The sequence below is a fragment of the Pseudomonas sp. PNPG3 genome, from assembly GCF_023093815.1.
In the GTDB taxonomy this organism is placed as follows: Bacteria; Pseudomonadota; Gammaproteobacteria; order Pseudomonadales; family Pseudomonadaceae; genus Aquipseudomonas; species Aquipseudomonas asiatica.
This window is the reverse complement of sequence record NZ_JALLKV010000031.1, coordinates 36,675-52,071: the sequence shown is the minus strand read 5'-3', so window position 1 is coordinate 52,071 and position 15,397 is coordinate 36,675. Positions and strand designations below refer to the sequence as shown.

Below are 15,397 nucleotides of genomic sequence, written 5' to 3'. Positions count from 1 at the left end.
ACGCCGAGATTGAGCAGATCACGCAAAGAATTGATCCCATCGCGAATAACAGGCTTCGGCCCTCCCTTTACTCTGAGCCCACACCAATTTAAGGGCTCATCATCATGAACTCCCCAAATACCCTGATTCAAAAGCTGCTAATCCAGGCAACACAGCTCGATAAACTCGGCGTGCATCTGATCCGTATCGGCGTTGCAATCATTTCATCTGGATTGGTGCGCTGAAATTCGTGCCGTACGAAGCCGACAGTATTACGCCGTTCGTGGCCAACAGCCCTGTCATGTCGTTCTTCTACGAACACCCCGAGCAATACAAGGCTCACCTGACTCACGAAGGCCAGCTCGACCCTGTGCAGCGCCAATGGCAAACCGACAACCACACTTACGCATTCTCTGACGGCCTGGGAACAGTCGAAATTCTGATTGGCCTGCTGGTGCTTTCGTACGCCTTCTCAAGACGCATGGGCATGGTCGGTTCTGTCCTCGCATTTCTGACGCCGCTGGTGACGCTGTCATTCCTGATCACTACACCCGAAGCGTGGGTATCGAACCTTGGAGATGCAGACTTCGGCTTTCCCTACCTGTCGGGAGGCGGGCGACTTGTGCTCAAGGATGTGCTGATGCTGGCGGGAGCCGTGGTCATGATTGCGGATTCTGCTCGCCAATTGCTTCAGGAAAAACCGGCCCCACAGGCATACGAGGCTCAGAGCGTCTAATGAAAAAAATCGCACTTTCACTCGTTTTTGCTTGTTTCACTGCGAATGCCTTCGCACAGGACGCGTTGCCGGCCTCGGCACGGGCACTGGACATCGTCCAGGTCATCAGCCAGACCACCGACGATGGCAGCTGTGGCTTCATACCGATGCACCTGGTGTACAAGGACTCCAGAGGCCTCGTTCATACCCTCGATTACACGATCATCGGCAGCGGCTGTTCCAACGGCTGATTGATGCCCATTGGCACCCAGTCTGGATCGCTGTTCTGACATTAGCGGAGCCCTGCGAAAGGGCTCCGTAACTCCTTACGTCTTACGCCCGCAAAATCCGCTCTATCCGCTGACGCGCAAGGCCAGTAAGGCGTATCACGCCAAGTAACCGAGCGACTTCCTCAGTAACTCGATACTCACCCTGTTGCCCTACCGTAGTTTGGCCACCGCGGGACCGCGCAATGCGGGCCTAAGCAATCTCCAGTGTCTGCTCTTCGCTGGAAGCGACTGGGGCTTCGATGGTGTCTTCCAAGACCGCCTTTACCTCGACAGGCACTGCGAAGTCGATGACGACCGATGTTGCTGCGTGTTCATCAACCTGGACTGAAACTGCCCCTACAGACATCAACCGTTACTTGGCTGACTGCTGAACAGTCAGTGACTAGCCTGTCCCAGGCTCGCGGCCCTCAAACGATCAAAGTCTCGAATAGTAATTTCTCCAACCTTCAAGCTGATGATTCCCTGACTCTCCAGGTTTCTAAGCAGTTGATTGGTTGTCTGTCGGGTCAACGAAATCATCGACCCCAAAGCGTCCTGCGAAATCCTCAAGCTGCTTTGTCGTTCATTGAGCCCGCTGTAACCATTGGCGATCAGCAGGAGACGACTCGCCAGGCGCTGTGCGGCTGATAGAAGCTGCATCGATTCATTGTTTTCAAAGGACACGCGAATTTTTTGCGCCATCAACAACCCAAAGTCACGCCAATAGACCGGTTGTTGTTTCAGTAGGCTTTTCAGAGCTGAGCCACGTACATGCAGTACGAGCACATTAGTCATCGCTAATGCGTCATGCGGGCGCGGCGATCCATCAAACATGGAAATCTCGCCGATCCAGGCGGTCGGGCCGAGTACGGCATGCAAGGCCTCTCTACCATCCGCAACCACCGTGCCCATCGCTAACGCGCCGTCAAGGATGGCGTACAGCCCAGAGAAGTGATCGCCACGCCTGTATAGACGCTGGCCCTTGTTCAGGCGGACTAAACTGGAATGAGCAAGCAGATAGTCCTGCAAATCAACAGGTAATCCTCCGTACCAGGACGTGGCTGCCAGTTGCGGCCTGTAGCGTTGAGCTTCAAAAAACATTTAGCACCGGTGTGTCGGCTAGCCGACAGAAAGCAGCGTGTTTTGAATAGATGATTAGAGCTCGGGACGGATGAGAAAGACGGTCGTCAGGCGCAGCGGTCTTCACAGCCCCCCAGGATTGCCAGGCACATGCCGGGCAGGTGAAAGCATAATCTCTCTTCGACGGAAACAATCGTGGAACATAAGCATATTTCTGGCTTGATCGATGTCATCAAGGTCGACCAGCCTGCCGATATTCTCAAAATCGCGCGAGATGGCGCGTTTGATCGCGCATTCGGGCCCCGCAAACCACTTCTGAACTCTCTGCTGGTTGGCCGTATCCTCAGGGTGTTGTCTTACGAGGGGCGTCGATTCCCGACGATGAGTGCGAAAAATGCAAGCGGTCGAGAACGTCAGCAAGACGATTTGTGGCGAAAACTCAACGCAGCGGCTCCAGAAATCCGTGCCGCTCCCGACTCTTTGCAGCCTCTGGCAGACTGGACCCGAAACGCGAACAGCGATATCGCTGTAGGTCCACTGCTCCAGGAGGTCATTGGTAGATTGTTTAACCAGGATTTCCGTGCTGATGAGAACACCTGGACTGCAGCTCAGGTGATTGCCGGGTCACTCACGCCCGGTAACACGTGGCGTAATCTCCGTTGGCGGCTATCTGGAAAGGTGACTCAAGCCAAGGCTTTGCTTGCTTCGAGAGTTAACGGCGACCTGGCGGGCGTCCACGGCATTAGCGTGGCTATCCACAATGTCGTCAAAGGCATGCATCAGATGCGTACGCTTTACCTCGACCCGTCGCATCGCAACACACTTACTCCCGAAATGGTCGGACATCTCTGTCTTTATGCCCCTGGCGTCGTGCTTCGCCAAGCGACCACAAAGGGACAAATCAGCGGTTGCCCATTCTCGTCCGGTACGCTTTTTCTTTTGGAACTGGAAAAAGCCAGACAGGCCAGTGGTGATGAATCGATGGTTTTCCTTGGTGATTCGTGGAGTCGCTGCCCGGCAGAACAATGGGTGCCTGCACTGCTGGAAGGCGTGTGGCGGCGGGCTACAAAGGATGCTGACCATGGGCATGTCACCTGCTGAACAACGGAGAAAGCCTAAAGATGCCGGACGCAGGGAGACGAGGAATAGACTGCAAGAAAGGAGCTGCTGTCCGCGAAACCAGACAGCACCTCCAATCTTTCATTGATCCCAATAAGGCGGCGAACCGATCGCCTTCAACAAAAAGTCCCAGACTGCCCGCACCTTGTGCGACCGCAGTCTGTTTTCGGGGGAGATCAGGTACATCTGGGCCGGCACAGTGCTCAGTGCTCCACCGAAATCAGGCATGAGGACTTTCAGCTCTGTTTCAACGTTCTTTCCATGAAGAAGCCATGACGGGACCAGCACAATCCCCTCACCCGCCGACGCAGCATGGAGCAGCAATTCACTGTTGTTGCTGCGAATGGGACCTGTCACATCGACGCCAATGGCTGCCGTCGAACCGGTATCACGGAAAAACCAGCGCTCGGCGCCGCCGTTTCCGGAATGCACAAGGCACACATGGTCTCTCAACTGCTCTGGATGCCGTGGTTCTGTGTGTCGGCTCAAGTAACCATGGCTGGCACACAGGACATACCGCTGCTCGCATATACGGCGACCGATCAAACCCGAACTTTCCAGGTGGCTGATCCTGAAAATGATGTCTGCGCCTTCCTTGATTGGGTCGATCAATTCATCGGTGAGGGTGAGTTCGATGATGAGTTCCGGGTAGACCGACCGCAACTCAGTGATCAGTTTTCCGAAATGCAGTCGCCCGAATGTGGCAGGCGCATTGATTCGGACAATCCCCCGGATTTTGCCGGCATTGCCCGCCAGCTCCTCATCCGCAGCATCGAGCAACTCCAGGACTGTACGGATCTGCGAATAATACCGCTCGCCCGCCTCGGTCAACTTTACGCCTCGGGTATTCCGGTAAAGCAGTTGCTGCCCTGCTTCTCGCTCAAGCGCCGCGATGAATCTCGATACCGACGACGATGGCACGCGGAAATGCCGAGCCGTCGCCGAAAAACTCCCGGTGGTTGCGACCATCGCAAGGTATCGCTGCGCTTTCAGTTGCATGGGCACCTCTACCCTTTCGATTAATGGAGCAAACGTTCTACACACGTTCAAAAAAAGAACGAATGGCAGGTATTTGCCATGTTTTTTTAGCACTGCTGTTTTGCGATGGCGCCGAATTGTAGCGAATGTAGCACAGCCATAGACTTCTCCTGACTCGTCGGAAACGACTCCTTCTCCCTTCCGGGCAGCTTGCTGATCGACAGCCAGGCCATGCCCGCTTCAGGAAACAGGCACATGGTTGATCTCTTTGAAACTTTCAATCTCAAGGGTTTATCACTTGAAAACCGCATTGTGATGGCCCCACTGACGCGCTCCCGCGCACGCTCTGAGGTGGCCAATGAGCAACTGGCTCTGTATTACACGCAACGCGCTACAGCGGGCCTTATCATTTCCGAAGGCACACCCGTCTCCCGGGCAGGCCACGGTTACCTCTACAACCCGGGTATCTACACCCCGGAACAGATCGAGGGGTGGAAGCTTGTCACCGATTCCGTGCACAGCGTCGGCGGCAAAATGTTTGCTCAGATATGGCACGTTGGACGGATTTCCCACACATCCCTTCAAGTAGATAACCAGCCACCTGTCAGCTCCACCAGCAGGGTTGCCAAAGGCGCCACGGTCTATGCCTACGCAGAGTCAGGTGAAACAGGCTTTGTTGATACTTCGGCACCGCGCGCTCTGAAAACCGAAGAGGTTGCGCACATCGTCGAGCAGTTTGCGCAAGCGGCAGAGAACGCCATGGCCGCTGGGTTCGATGGCGTGGAAATCCATGGTGCGAACGGCTACCTGTTCGAGCAGTTCATGAACCCGCTGGTCAATGACCGGACCGACCGGTATTCGGCGCGCAATCTGGAAGACCGTCTGCGCTTTGCTTTCGAAGTCGTGGATGCGGTCAGCGCCAGAATCGGCGCAGATAAAGTGGGCTATCGCATTTCCCCGTACGGCCAGCTGTACGACATGCCGGTGTACCCGCAGATCGACGAAACCTACACGGCATTGTGTGCCGGTCTGAGTCAGCGCGGCCTGGCCTACGTGCACGTCATGGATCAATCGCACTTTTTCCTGAACGGCGGCGAAGGCGCTGAACAGGAGCAATCACTTCGCAACTTGCTCAAGCGCTGCAAAGCAGTATTGGGCAACACGGCGCTGATACTCGCCGGCGACATGACCATTGAACGCGCCCGAGCGTTGACAGAGGCCGGTCTGATTGACTTGGCGGCCTTTGGGCAACCCTACATCGGCAACCCTGACCTGGTCGCAAGGCTCAAACACGGTTGGCCACTGACCGTGCCGGACAGAGACACGTTTTACATCGGCACAGCCAGGGGATACATCGATTACCCCCCGTACTCCGCCAGCTAGCCAGCCCCATACAAACGTATAGATCCCTCTATGCCAGGCGGTGATGGTGGCCGTTTACGGTCTGCCGGATGCTGAACGGCAAGCGACGCCTGATCGAAATCCATAAAGATGCGGGAGATAAACAATGAATCGCTTTTTGTCGACACTTGCGGCAAGCATGCTGTCCCTGATGGCCGCCGGGCACGCTTTCGCGGCAGCCCCGGAGGTCAGGATGTACCGGCTCGACTGCGGTCAGATGACCCTGGGTGACAAATCGATGATGTCCGATACCGGACTGTACAAAGGGCAGTCCTATGACATTGTCATGTCCTGCTATCTGATCAAACACGGTAACGACTGGTTACTGTGGGACGCGGGGCTGCCCGAGAAGTATCTGAAAGGCCCACTGACCGAAGGCACCTTCACGACCAAACTGAATCGCACCGTGGTCGATCAGATCGCCGACCTGGGTCTGCGCCCGGACGACATCAAATATGTCGCGGTCTCGCACGCTCACTTCGATCATTCCGGGCAGGTGAACGACTTCCCCAACGCGACGTTGATCATTCAGCGCGCCGAGCTGGAAGCGATGAAGGATACGAAAAAAGCGTCCGAGCACTACATCATGGCGGATCTGTTCAGCTCCCATCTTTCAGGAGACAAGCTGCAGCATGTCAGGGTCATTGATGGCGATGTCGATCTTTTCGGCGACGGAACCATGAAGACGATCCAGACGCCCGGTCACACGCCCGGCAGCATGGCACTGCTGCTCAACCTGAAGAAAGCGGGCCCCTACATTCTCTCTGGCGACCAGTGGCACTTCACCGAGAACCATGAACGTCATCAAGTGCCCATCTGGAATTACGATCATGAGCAAACCATGACGTCCGGCAAGAAGCTTGACGAGGTCATCGCCAAGACCCATGCCACCCTGGTCATTCAACATGAGCCGGTGGACAACCAGAAACTGCCGAAGCCCCCATTGTTTCTTGATTGAGTCACCTTGCTCTCCGGTCACCCGCAGGGCGCTCGACGTACCGAAAGTTGAACAGCTGAAATCGTCAGTCATCTCCATCAGTGAGCGCCGTGAAACGCCCTCACTGATGGAGAGGCGTACGTCGGGAAACAGCGTCACGCCAATGCTGCATCCCCTGCCCGCTCCACCTCAGACAAAGCAACCCGTTCGATCGACCAAGGAATCATGATGAGCATCGACCCGCCCACGACGAGAGCGCTGCGGATTTTGAGTGTCGCCTACTTTGTTCAAGCTGTTGGAGCGCTCTCCGTAATCGGCAGCCTGGAGCCCATAGGGCGCGAATGGCATCTGGACAACACGGCAAGCGCCTATCTCATGACCGTTTTCGGCGTCACGTTTGCGCTGGCGGCTCCGTTGCTTCAAGTATTTCTGGGGCACGTTCGCCGGCAGCGTCAGGTGTTGCTCGGTCTTTGCAGTTTTGGCCTCGGCGCACTGTTATTCGCCGCGGCGCCCAATTACACGGTGTTGATCATCGCCAGGGTTGTCATGGGCCTGGGAGCCGCCTTCATAGGTCCTGTCCTTGCAGCACTGGGCTCAAGTCTGGTCAGCAGCGAACGTCAGGGAAGCGCGATTGCCATGGTCCTTTTAGGGCTCAGCGTTGCTGGGCTCGTCGGCATTCCGTTGTCGAGCTGGGTGGCCTATCAAGTGGGCGTTCGCAGCCTTTTCATCGGCATCGGCGTTACGGCCTGGATAACGGCCCTGCTGATTGCCTGGCAAGTCCCTAACAGAACCGAGGGCCAGCGGGTCGCATTTGTCACGCTTGTGCGCATGCTGACCCACCTGCATTCGCTAAGCGTGTTCGGCGTCGCCTTTTTTGTGACTGCCGCCGTCTACACGACCTATACGTTTATCGTCCCGGTCGTACAGGATGTCTATGACGGAAGCTCACACGATGTTTCCGTGGCACTGCTAGTGCTGGGTGTCGCGGGAGTGCTGGGCAACCTTCTGGTTACTCGCCTGGCTGCGCGTTACAGCTCTGACCGTTTGCTGATAACCAGCATGGGGGTGCTGGGCATCCTGATGTTGATGCTGAGCGTAGGGCCACACGCACTCGCCTGGTTCTTTGCAGCGCTGGTTGTCTGGGCAATTGCGACAGACGTGATTTGGCCATCGCAACAACGCAGAGTCATCGAGCACCTGGCGGCATATCGAGGGGCCGCTTTGGCGCTGACAGCTGCGTTTGTGTTTTGCGGTATTGGTGCAGGCGCTGCGCTGGCCGGCTGGGCCTATCCAGCCTGGGGCTTCACCGGTTTGCTGGCGACGAGCACCTGTTTGTTGATATTGGCCAGCGTCTGCCTGCTTGTTTCCGCAAAACGTCAGGATCAATAAGCGCTAGTGCCGGAAGAAAGCTGTAAGCTTCCGGTTTCTTGCGCCGGTCGGACAACAACGAGTAGCCATGCTTGACCTGCTGCCGGAACTGATTGGTTGGCAGCCTCAGAGACTGACCGCCATTCGCCTGATTACACTCGTGGTTAAAGCGTCGATACGCTACCGCCGTCTATACGATGCTCGGATCCCGAAACCGAGGTGGCCCGCGGTGACGCCAGGAATGTGATCAAATCGGCCACCTCCTGGGGCTTGGCCGGTCTGCCCAGTGGAATCCCGCCTATCGAATCCATGACGATCTGCCGGCCACCTTCGTAGTCTGTTCCAGCCTGGGCAGCCAACCGCTCTGCCAGTCTCACGGACGCCTCGGTTTCGATCCATCCCGGGGCAACGCTCAGTACCCGGACCCCTTTGGGCGTGACTTCTTTTGCAAGGGACTTGCTGTAGGTGGTAAGCGCTGCTTTTGCGGCAGCATAGGCAGTGGTGGACTCAGGCAGAGGCATCATGCGCTGGATCGAGCTGACATGAATGATTACACCTGAGCCTTGCGCAAGCATGGCGGGTAACAGAGCGCGATCCAGGCGAACTGCGGGCATCAGATTCAAGTTCAACTCAGCCAGCCAGTGCTCGTCACTGATGGCAGCAAAGCCACCACCGGGTGTGTTCGAACCACCGACCACATTGATCACGATATCGACACCCCCCCAATCCTGCAGAACAGTCTGGGCGACGTGAGCCACGCCTTCAGCCGTCGTCAGATCCGCACGGATGTAGGTGACGCCTTGCGCAGGTCGTGCTGACACGTCGCGCGCAGATGTGGCGACCCGGGCACCCGCCTCCACCAGGGTTTGCACGACCGCCGCACCAAGGCCCATCGTGCCGCCGGTGACCACCGCCCGCAGACCCTCCAGTTGAAGATCGAAACTCATAGCGTGATCTCCATGTTCGCGATCAGGCCGCGCTCAAGGCGGAAGATGAACTTCAGATCAATCGGACTGCTCGGAAAGTTACCGACCACATGGCAGTGGACAGTATCGATACCGCCATCCCGCTCAAGCAAAAAAGGCTCGGTGGTGCAGGTATAGAGGGTCGATGACTCGGCGTTCCATGCCTTGATGGCGTCGCGACCGTTGTGGTTCTGCCCCTTATCTTTCACGACGCCCTGCGTTGTGAAACAGCGCGCGACTGCATCGGGGCCTTGCGTGTCTGCCACGAAATAGGCAGCGATGGGAACGGGGAGCGTTATAGCCGACATGATGGACTCCTTGGTTGAGATGGCTCAAAGGATGCATCTTGGCGACCCTTTCAAGAATCCCCTAGAATCCGCATTGGCTATGTAGAGAGTGATGCATAATGCGCGGATCTGAGTTTGCCGAGTTGAAAGCATTTGTTGCTGTCGTGGAGCGGCAGAGCTTCGCCCGGGCGGCAGAACATCTGGGCCTGTCGCCTTCGGCGCTCAGCCAGACCATCCGGCAGCTGGAAGACCGTATCGGCGCACGCCTGCTGAATCGTACGACTCGAAGCGTCGCGCCTTCGGCCAGCGGCGAGCAACTCTATAGGCGCATCGCTCCGTTGTTTCGAGAAATGGCCGTTGCTGTTGCCCAGGCCAGCGAGTCGACCGGGCAGATCAGTGGCACGCTGCGCATCAACACGCTGGGGATTGCAGCGAGAACCATCATTGCCCCTCGACTCTCACGCTTCCACAAGGTCCATCCTGATGTGGTGCTCGACATCGTGGTCGATGATGCGCTGGCCGATATCGTTGCAGGTCGCTTTGACGCGGGCATCCGCGTGGGAGGACAGCTTGAGAAAGACATGGTTGCCGTTCGACTCACCACCGACTTGAAGATGGTTGCCGTGGCGTCACCGGATTACCTCGCGCGTCGAGGTATACCTCAATCCCCTGCCGATTTGCATGAACATGCGTGCATCAACTGGCGGCTCCAGGCGGACGGTAGACACTATCGCTGGGAGTTCAAGAAACGGGGGCAACAATTCGAAGTTGCGGTGGACGGCCCCGTGATCACCAATCACCCTGACATAGGCGTAGCTGCCGCGCTACAGGGAATGGGCATCGCCTATCATTTTGAACGAGATGGCGTGAGTGAGTTTCTGGCCCAGGGCCAGCTGGTACAAATCCTGGCCGACTGGTCGATTTCGCGCCCCGGGCTGTTCCTCTACTACTCGAACAGGTTGCATCGCCCCGCTGCTCTCGGCGCGTTCATTGATTGCCTGCTGGATCGCAAACCGTTTGATCAGCCCTGATTCGGGGCAGTCGATAACGAGCGTCCGCTCTGGACGGAAGATCCTCCTCTGCATGCAGCCAATTGGCATCAACGATTGCCCCGGTCTGGCGACGCGTCAGCGTGACAGCGCTTTCAGCATCTGGATCAAACCCGCAACCACGTACAAGCCCGACCTTCGATCCGAAAAAAAATCGGAAGCTTGATATATCTGACATGTCAGATAACATCAAAGTCAGACAATATTTCCGTTCACTCTGGAGGCTCGATGCCCTCTGCAACTGCGCCCTCCCCGCTGCCCGACCTTACCGGATCGAAATTCTTCTTTGGTGCGCTCGCGGTCTCCCTTGCCACGTTTATGAATGTCCTGGATTCGTCAATCGCAAACGTCGCCATCCCCACTATTTCAGGCAATTTGGGAGTGTCGGTGGATGAGGGCACATGGGTCATCACCCTTTTCGCAGCTGCAAACGCAATTTCAATCCCGCTCACTGGCTGGCTATCGCAGCGCTTGGGCCAGGTGCGTCTGTTTGTAGCAGCAATCCTGCTGTTCTCCCTCGCATCATGGTTGTGTGGAATCGCCCCCACACTTCCGATACTGCTCGCCGCCAGAGTGCTTCAAGGTATTGCTGCTGGACCGCTTGTGCCCTTGTCCCAGTCTCTTTTGCTCGGGACTTTTCCGAAGCACAAAAGCTCCAGTGCTCTTTCGCTTTGGGCTATGACAGCCACGGTCGGACCCATTGCGGGCCCGGCGCTTGGTGGGTGGATCACCGACAGCTACAGCTGGTCATGGATTTTCTATGTCAATATTCCAGTAGGACTGTTTGCTGCGGGTGTTATCTGGGCGATCTATCGTGATCGAGACACCCCTGGCCGCAGACTACCGATTGATCTGGTCGGTCTGATTTCGCTTATTGCATGGGTTGGATCGCTGCAAATCATGCTTGATAAAGGCAAAGATCTGGATTGGTTCAGCTCACCGTTAATTTGCGCACTCGCGGTATTCGCTCTGGTCAGCTTCCTGTTCTTTCTGATCTGGGAGCTCACCGATGACCGGCCGATCATTGACCTGCGGCTGTTTACCAAGCGCAACTTTCTCGGCGGAACCCTCGCGATATCGGTGGCCTACGCCATATTTTTTGGCAATCTGGTGCTACTTCCCCAGTGGATTCAAGGCTACTTAGGCTATCGCTCGGTAGATGCTGGCTTGGTCACGGCGCCCCTTGGGATATTCGCCGTCATACTCGCCCCCGTGATGGGCAAAATCATGCCAAAGACGGATGCAAGAATTCTGGCGACGTTGGCCTTTCTAGGCTTCGCAGGCGTGTTTTTCATGCGCTCCCATTACACCACCGGCGTCGATGCATACACCCTGGTGCTTCCAACCTTGCTGCAAGGAATTCCGACTGCGCTGTTCTTCGTGCCGCTGACAGCCATCATCCTTTCAGGCTTGCCTCCGGAAAAAATCCCCGCTGCTGCAGGCCTGTCGAATTTCGTTCGGATTTTTGCCGGCGCAGTGGGTACATCATTACTGACCACCGGTTGGAACCACCGCACCATCGAGCACCACGCGCGGCTCGCCGAGCAGTTGTCGGTCTATAACCCGACGTTCACAGCGTTTATTTCGTCGCTGCAGCACAAGCTGAACGTAGGCCTTGATCAAGCGTTAGCCTTTGCGGAGACGAAAATGAATGCGCAGGCCGCCATGCTAGGTCTTAACGACATGTTCTGGCTGTCTTCGGTGGTTTTCGTGGCAATCGTGCCGCTAATCTGGATAACACATCCTCAAAAACAGACTGCATCGGCGGCGAACGTTAGTGCACACTAGGTATGACCTTGTTTCACCGATGGAGGGACCGTGAATCACTACAACAAACGAAATTTCATGCTTACCCAAAGCGTCGGTTTTACGTTGGCCAAGGCTCGTAACTTGGTGACAGCAGAAATTGACGCGGCGCTGAAAGAACACGACATCTCCAGCCAGCAAATGGGCATTTTGCTTTCGCTTCATCGCGCGATGGCGAACACCCCGTTTGAGCTGTCGACCCTGCTGGGAATAGACACCGGGTTAATGACGCGGACACTGGACAAGCTGGAAGACAAAGGTTTGTTGGAACGCTCACGCAGCGATGACGACCGTCGCATCGTCAACCTGGCGCTCACCGCAAAAGGGCAGGAGGTAGCTGCTCATATCCCGGAAATCGTTCCTCCAGTACTCAACGCACGGTTGAAACATTTCAGCCGGGAAGAATTCGATGAATTTCGCCGCCTGCTCGATAAATTCATCGAGTCATAGAACCAAAGCTGGCTGGACAGGGTGCATTTCTGCCCCTTAATCCCAAAAATCTCATTCTGCCTGTAACGAATACAGCCCCTCCCTCGACATATCTGCAACTGCATCAATCGGTGCAGCTTTTTTGCAGATATCAGCTTGAATTAATTTTCTCGGCCGACGGAGGCCAGCGTTCATGAATACCCCTGACGGCACCCTTGCGACATCGACCTTTTCTGCGCCGGAACTGTTGATCGATTCGTTGAACAACGTCTTTGGTCGCCACCCTCAAGCACGTGCATCCCATGCAAAGGGGTTCTGCGCCGAAGGCATTTTCGTACCGGCTGGCGATGCTTCACGCCACGTTCGTGCCCCCCTCTTCACCCGCGCATCAACAGCAATCGTGCGATGGTCAGTGGGTGGCGGAAATCCCAATATCTCTGACAAGAGCCGTTCGGTACGCGGTTTATCGGTGCGCTTGCAGGGCGCAGACGAGACCTTCGATTTGCTGATGATCTCTGAGCCGGTGTTCTTTGCTGCTACACCCGAATCATTTGTCCATTTTCTGCGGGCCCGAGTGCCTGATCCGGAGACCAAGAAGCCTGACCCCGAAAAAATCAGGGCGTACGAAGCACGGTTCCCCGACGGGAAATTACAACCGGCGCTGCTGGCATCACACCCAGCGCCTGCGTCTTATGCGACTACCCCGTATTTCGCCACACATGCATTCCGCTTTACCAATGCTCAAGGCGAGAGTTTGTGGGGGCGTTTGCAGATGCTGCCGTCTGCCGGCACGGAGTATCTGGATGCTGAAGCAGAAGCCGGCTTACCCGATAAATTTCTCGAAGACGAACTGGGGTCACGCCTCGCGAGGGGGCTGGTCGAGTTCACATTGCTGATTCAGCCTGCGGCGCCGGGGGATTCGCTGACTGATCCTTCGGTACTGTGGAGTAGTGACGGCGGGGCTGCAATCGAACTGGGGCACTTGAAAATCAGCGCACTCGCTCCACTCCAGACTTGCGAAGGCCTGGTGTTCACACCCGCTCAGCTTCCCCAAGGGATCGAAAGCCATCCCGATGATTCGGTCCTGAAAGCCCGAGGAGCGGCCTACGGCGTATCGATGGCCAGACGCCAGAGATGAGCACTCGCCCTTCTCACTCGGCTGACGGCACCGTTTGGCCAGCTGGGCTACTGGAACATCGCAGGTTCCTTGAGAACCTGGCGCTGTTACAACTGGGAAACCACGCCGATGCCCAGGATGCCCTGCAGGAAACCTTGCTGGCTGCAATGTCATCCATTCAGAGCTTCACCGGGCGCGGATTGATGCGGGCGTGGCTGGTGGGAATTCTCAGGCATAAGGTCACGGATATCTTCCGTCGTAGCTACCGCTTCGAGTCGCTGGAGTCCGCAACGGTAGATCCCAACGAGGGAGGCATGTTCACCGAGGCAGGAGGCTGGAGCCCGGCTCGCTTTGTCAGTACGCAATGTCCTCAGGGAGAAGCGGTGCATCAACAAGCGCTAGAGCTGGTCGAACTCTGCATGCACGCCCTGCCTGGAGAAAGTGCAAGGTTGTTTTTGATGCGAGAGTATTTAGGCATGGACATTGATGAGATCGTCGCGCAGACGCGCCTGACACCCGGCAACCTTCGGGTCATTTTGCACCGCGCGCGGTTGCGCCTGCGTGAGTGCGTGGTACGGGGTTGGGGAGAGCTCTTATGACGAACGACTCAGAGTGCGATATCAGTTGCCGCGATGCTGCAATGCTGGTTTGTGACGAACGGGACAGAGCGCTGACGCAGGATGAGCATGGCGCACTGCGTAAACATCTGACGACATGCGACAACTGCACAGAGGCTGCACGGCAGTTGGCTACCTTGTTCGGCCAACTGGACGAATTGCTGGCCAAGTAAAGCGGATCCGTTGAAACCGGCTCGGGATGACAAATGTCGGTGAAGACAAGGTAACTAGCCCATCCAGCATCGATATAGATGCTGGATGGGCTTTCAGGTCATTCCGCGTCCGCGGCACTCTGCTGCGCGCGCAGTGCAGTCTGGACCTGTTCAAACACATAGCTGTTAGAACCCTCGCCACTGCCCAAAGCAGTCTGCTTTTCTTCCGAACCGTCGGTGTCTATGCCGGCAAGGATTTCGGACAGGTTGTGAAAATGTCCCTTGTCCTTTTTGGCCGTCGGATTGTCGCTGCCAGTCTGCTCAAGGGCATCACTCAGCGTCTGGTGCTGAACCAGCCATTCGGGTGCCGCTTTCTCTTCCGGGCTCATGTTTTCCAGAAACGCTAGTGCGGCCTTGGCACGACCTACCGGGTCGTTCGCATAAGGATCCGTAAAGTTTTTCTGTTGATCCTCAGGCCCACTGTAATAACCGGTGGCGAGCCGTTCTTGTTGACGCATCAGCCCTTTGGCGGCGGCCTGTTCTTCAGCACTGAATTGGCCTCCTTGGTTGGTGGCCACAGCGTATAAAGAGCGGCGATCAAGATCGCCCAATAGCGAATTGCGGTCCGTGTCACTACCGTCGTACGGTTTTCCGCTGCTTTTCATCAGCGCGTATTTGTCATCCAGGCGCGACCGTACATCGGACGCCACTTCCGGGAACAACTTTCCCTTGGAACTAGAAACGGCTCCCGGCTGCGATACGCCCAGTACCAGAGCATCGGCGGCCATGCCCGGACGCGCCGGAAAGTAGACCGCATAGTTGGCGATGGAATGGCTGTAATGCGCCGACGTGCTTGAAAGACTTACACCGTCAACCTGATTGCTCTCGTCAGGCTGATGGGTCTCGTAAGCCCGAGGGATTGAGCCGTTGACACCTGCATCGAACGCGGTCTTTCGTAGTGAGGCATTGGCGTAAGCCGACGATGCGGTATTTGAAACGTTGTTGACTATCATGCTGACTTCCTTGGCGTACTGGCGCTTGATCGGCGCCTCGAAACAAGACAAATGCAGGCGCCGACACTGGATGACGTCAGGGCCTGAAGCGTGTTTTTTTGCGACACGAAATGAAA

Annotated in this window: 17 protein-coding genes; 12 read left to right on the top strand and 5 right to left on the bottom strand. The window is 56.4% G+C overall.

Annotation, left to right across the window (positions count from 1 at the left end):
* Positions 1-229 precede the first annotated feature (229 nt).
* Complete coding sequence (locus tag MJ643_RS19355; RefSeq protein WP_283090937.1) at positions 230-715, top strand: DUF417 family protein; 486 nt, start codon at positions 230-232, stop codon at positions 713-715.
* Entirely contained in the window at positions 715-945 is a 231-nt protein-coding gene (locus MJ643_RS19350) for a DUF2790 domain-containing protein (protein ID WP_038409840.1), read from the top strand. The genes MJ643_RS19355 and MJ643_RS19350 overlap by 1 nt, the downstream gene beginning before the upstream one ends.
* 414 nt (positions 946-1,359) lie before the next feature.
* Here MJ643_RS19350 and MJ643_RS19345 read toward each other — a convergent pair whose 3' ends face one another.
* Positions 1,360-2,064 (bottom strand): Crp/Fnr family transcriptional regulator, encoded by a 705-nt coding sequence (locus tag MJ643_RS19345; protein WP_038409841.1) that lies wholly within the window; start codon positions 2,062-2,064, stop codon positions 1,360-1,362.
* A gap of 174 nt (positions 2,065-2,238) precedes the next feature.
* Between MJ643_RS19345 and MJ643_RS19340 the strand changes: the two genes are divergently transcribed.
* A complete protein-coding gene (locus MJ643_RS19340) occupies positions 2,239-3,144 on the top strand; it encodes a hypothetical protein (protein WP_038409842.1) in 906 nt (301 codons plus the stop codon).
* A gap of 99 nt (positions 3,145-3,243) precedes the next feature.
* On the opposite strand, the gene MJ643_RS19335 is transcribed toward MJ643_RS19340, so the two are convergent.
* Positions 3,244-4,161 carry a LysR family transcriptional regulator gene (locus tag MJ643_RS19335; protein ID WP_038409843.1) on the bottom strand — a complete coding sequence of 306 codons (918 nt, stop codon included), beginning with the start codon at positions 4,159-4,161 and terminating at the stop codon, positions 3,244-3,246.
* 234 nt (positions 4,162-4,395) lie between these two features.
* On the opposite strand from MJ643_RS19335, the gene MJ643_RS19330 reads away from it, so the two are divergent.
* From MJ643_RS19330 to MJ643_RS19320, 3 genes are all read left to right on the top strand, one after another.
* Positions 4,396-5,523 carry an alkene reductase gene (locus MJ643_RS19330; protein WP_038409844.1) on the top strand — a complete coding sequence of 376 codons (1,128 nt, stop codon included), beginning with the start codon at positions 4,396-4,398 and terminating at the stop codon, positions 5,521-5,523.
* Between the two features lie 124 nt (positions 5,524-5,647).
* The gene (locus MJ643_RS19325; RefSeq protein ID WP_038409845.1) at positions 5,648-6,499 is read left to right on the top strand and encodes an N-acyl homoserine lactonase family protein; all 852 of its coding nucleotides are present in this window, start codon (positions 5,648-5,650) and stop codon (positions 6,497-6,499) included.
* Between the two features lie 207 nt (positions 6,500-6,706).
* A complete protein-coding gene (locus tag MJ643_RS19320) occupies positions 6,707-7,867 on the top strand; it encodes an MFS transporter (protein WP_230684646.1) in 1,161 nt (386 codons plus the stop codon).
* 143 nt (positions 7,868-8,010) lie between these two features.
* On the opposite strand, the gene MJ643_RS19315 is transcribed toward MJ643_RS19320, so the two are convergent.
* Both MJ643_RS19315 and MJ643_RS19310 read right to left on the bottom strand, forming a co-directional pair.
* The gene (locus MJ643_RS19315) at positions 8,011-8,793 is read right to left on the bottom strand and encodes an SDR family oxidoreductase (RefSeq protein WP_038409847.1); all 783 of its coding nucleotides are present in this window, start codon (positions 8,791-8,793) and stop codon (positions 8,011-8,013) included.
* Positions 8,790-9,119, bottom strand: a complete 330-nt coding sequence (locus tag MJ643_RS19310; RefSeq protein WP_038409848.1) for a polyketide cyclase — start codon at positions 9,117-9,119, stop codon at positions 8,790-8,792. Before MJ643_RS19310 ends, MJ643_RS19315 begins: the two co-directional genes overlap by 4 nt.
* A 98-nt stretch (positions 9,120-9,217) precedes the next feature.
* Here MJ643_RS19310 and MJ643_RS19305 point away from each other — a divergent pair, with 98 nt between their 5' ends.
* The 6 genes from MJ643_RS19305 (at position 9,218) to MJ643_RS19280 (ending at position 14,289) form a co-directional block, all read left to right on the top strand.
* Complete coding sequence (locus MJ643_RS19305) at positions 9,218-10,129, top strand: LysR family transcriptional regulator (RefSeq protein WP_038409849.1); 912 nt, start codon at positions 9,218-9,220, stop codon at positions 10,127-10,129.
* A 246-nt stretch (positions 10,130-10,375) separates the two neighbouring features.
* Positions 10,376-11,935, top strand: a complete 1,560-nt coding sequence (locus MJ643_RS19300; RefSeq protein WP_038409850.1) for a DHA2 family efflux MFS transporter permease subunit — start codon at positions 10,376-10,378, stop codon at positions 11,933-11,935.
* Positions 11,936-11,965: 30 nt separating this feature from the next.
* Complete coding sequence (locus MJ643_RS19295) at positions 11,966-12,403, top strand: MarR family transcriptional regulator (RefSeq protein WP_038409851.1); 438 nt, start codon at positions 11,966-11,968, stop codon at positions 12,401-12,403.
* Positions 12,404-12,575: 172 nt separating this feature from the next.
* The gene (locus tag MJ643_RS19290; protein ID WP_080708171.1) at positions 12,576-13,520 is read left to right on the top strand and encodes a catalase family peroxidase; all 945 of its coding nucleotides are present in this window, start codon (positions 12,576-12,578) and stop codon (positions 13,518-13,520) included.
* A complete protein-coding gene (locus MJ643_RS19285) occupies positions 13,517-14,098 on the top strand; it encodes a sigma-70 family RNA polymerase sigma factor (RefSeq protein WP_047933058.1) in 582 nt (193 codons plus the stop codon). Before MJ643_RS19290 ends, MJ643_RS19285 begins: the two co-directional genes overlap by 4 nt.
* Entirely contained in the window at positions 14,095-14,289 is a 195-nt protein-coding gene (locus tag MJ643_RS19280; protein WP_038409852.1) for a hypothetical protein, read from the top strand. Before MJ643_RS19285 ends, MJ643_RS19280 begins: the two co-directional genes overlap by 4 nt.
* 98 nt (positions 14,290-14,387) lie before the next feature.
* Here the strand turns inward: MJ643_RS19280 and MJ643_RS19275 are convergent, their stop codons facing one another.
* The gene (locus tag MJ643_RS19275) at positions 14,388-15,281 is read right to left on the bottom strand and encodes a hypothetical protein (RefSeq protein ID WP_038409853.1); all 894 of its coding nucleotides are present in this window, start codon (positions 15,279-15,281) and stop codon (positions 14,388-14,390) included.
* Between the last annotated feature and the right edge of the window lie 116 nt (positions 15,282-15,397).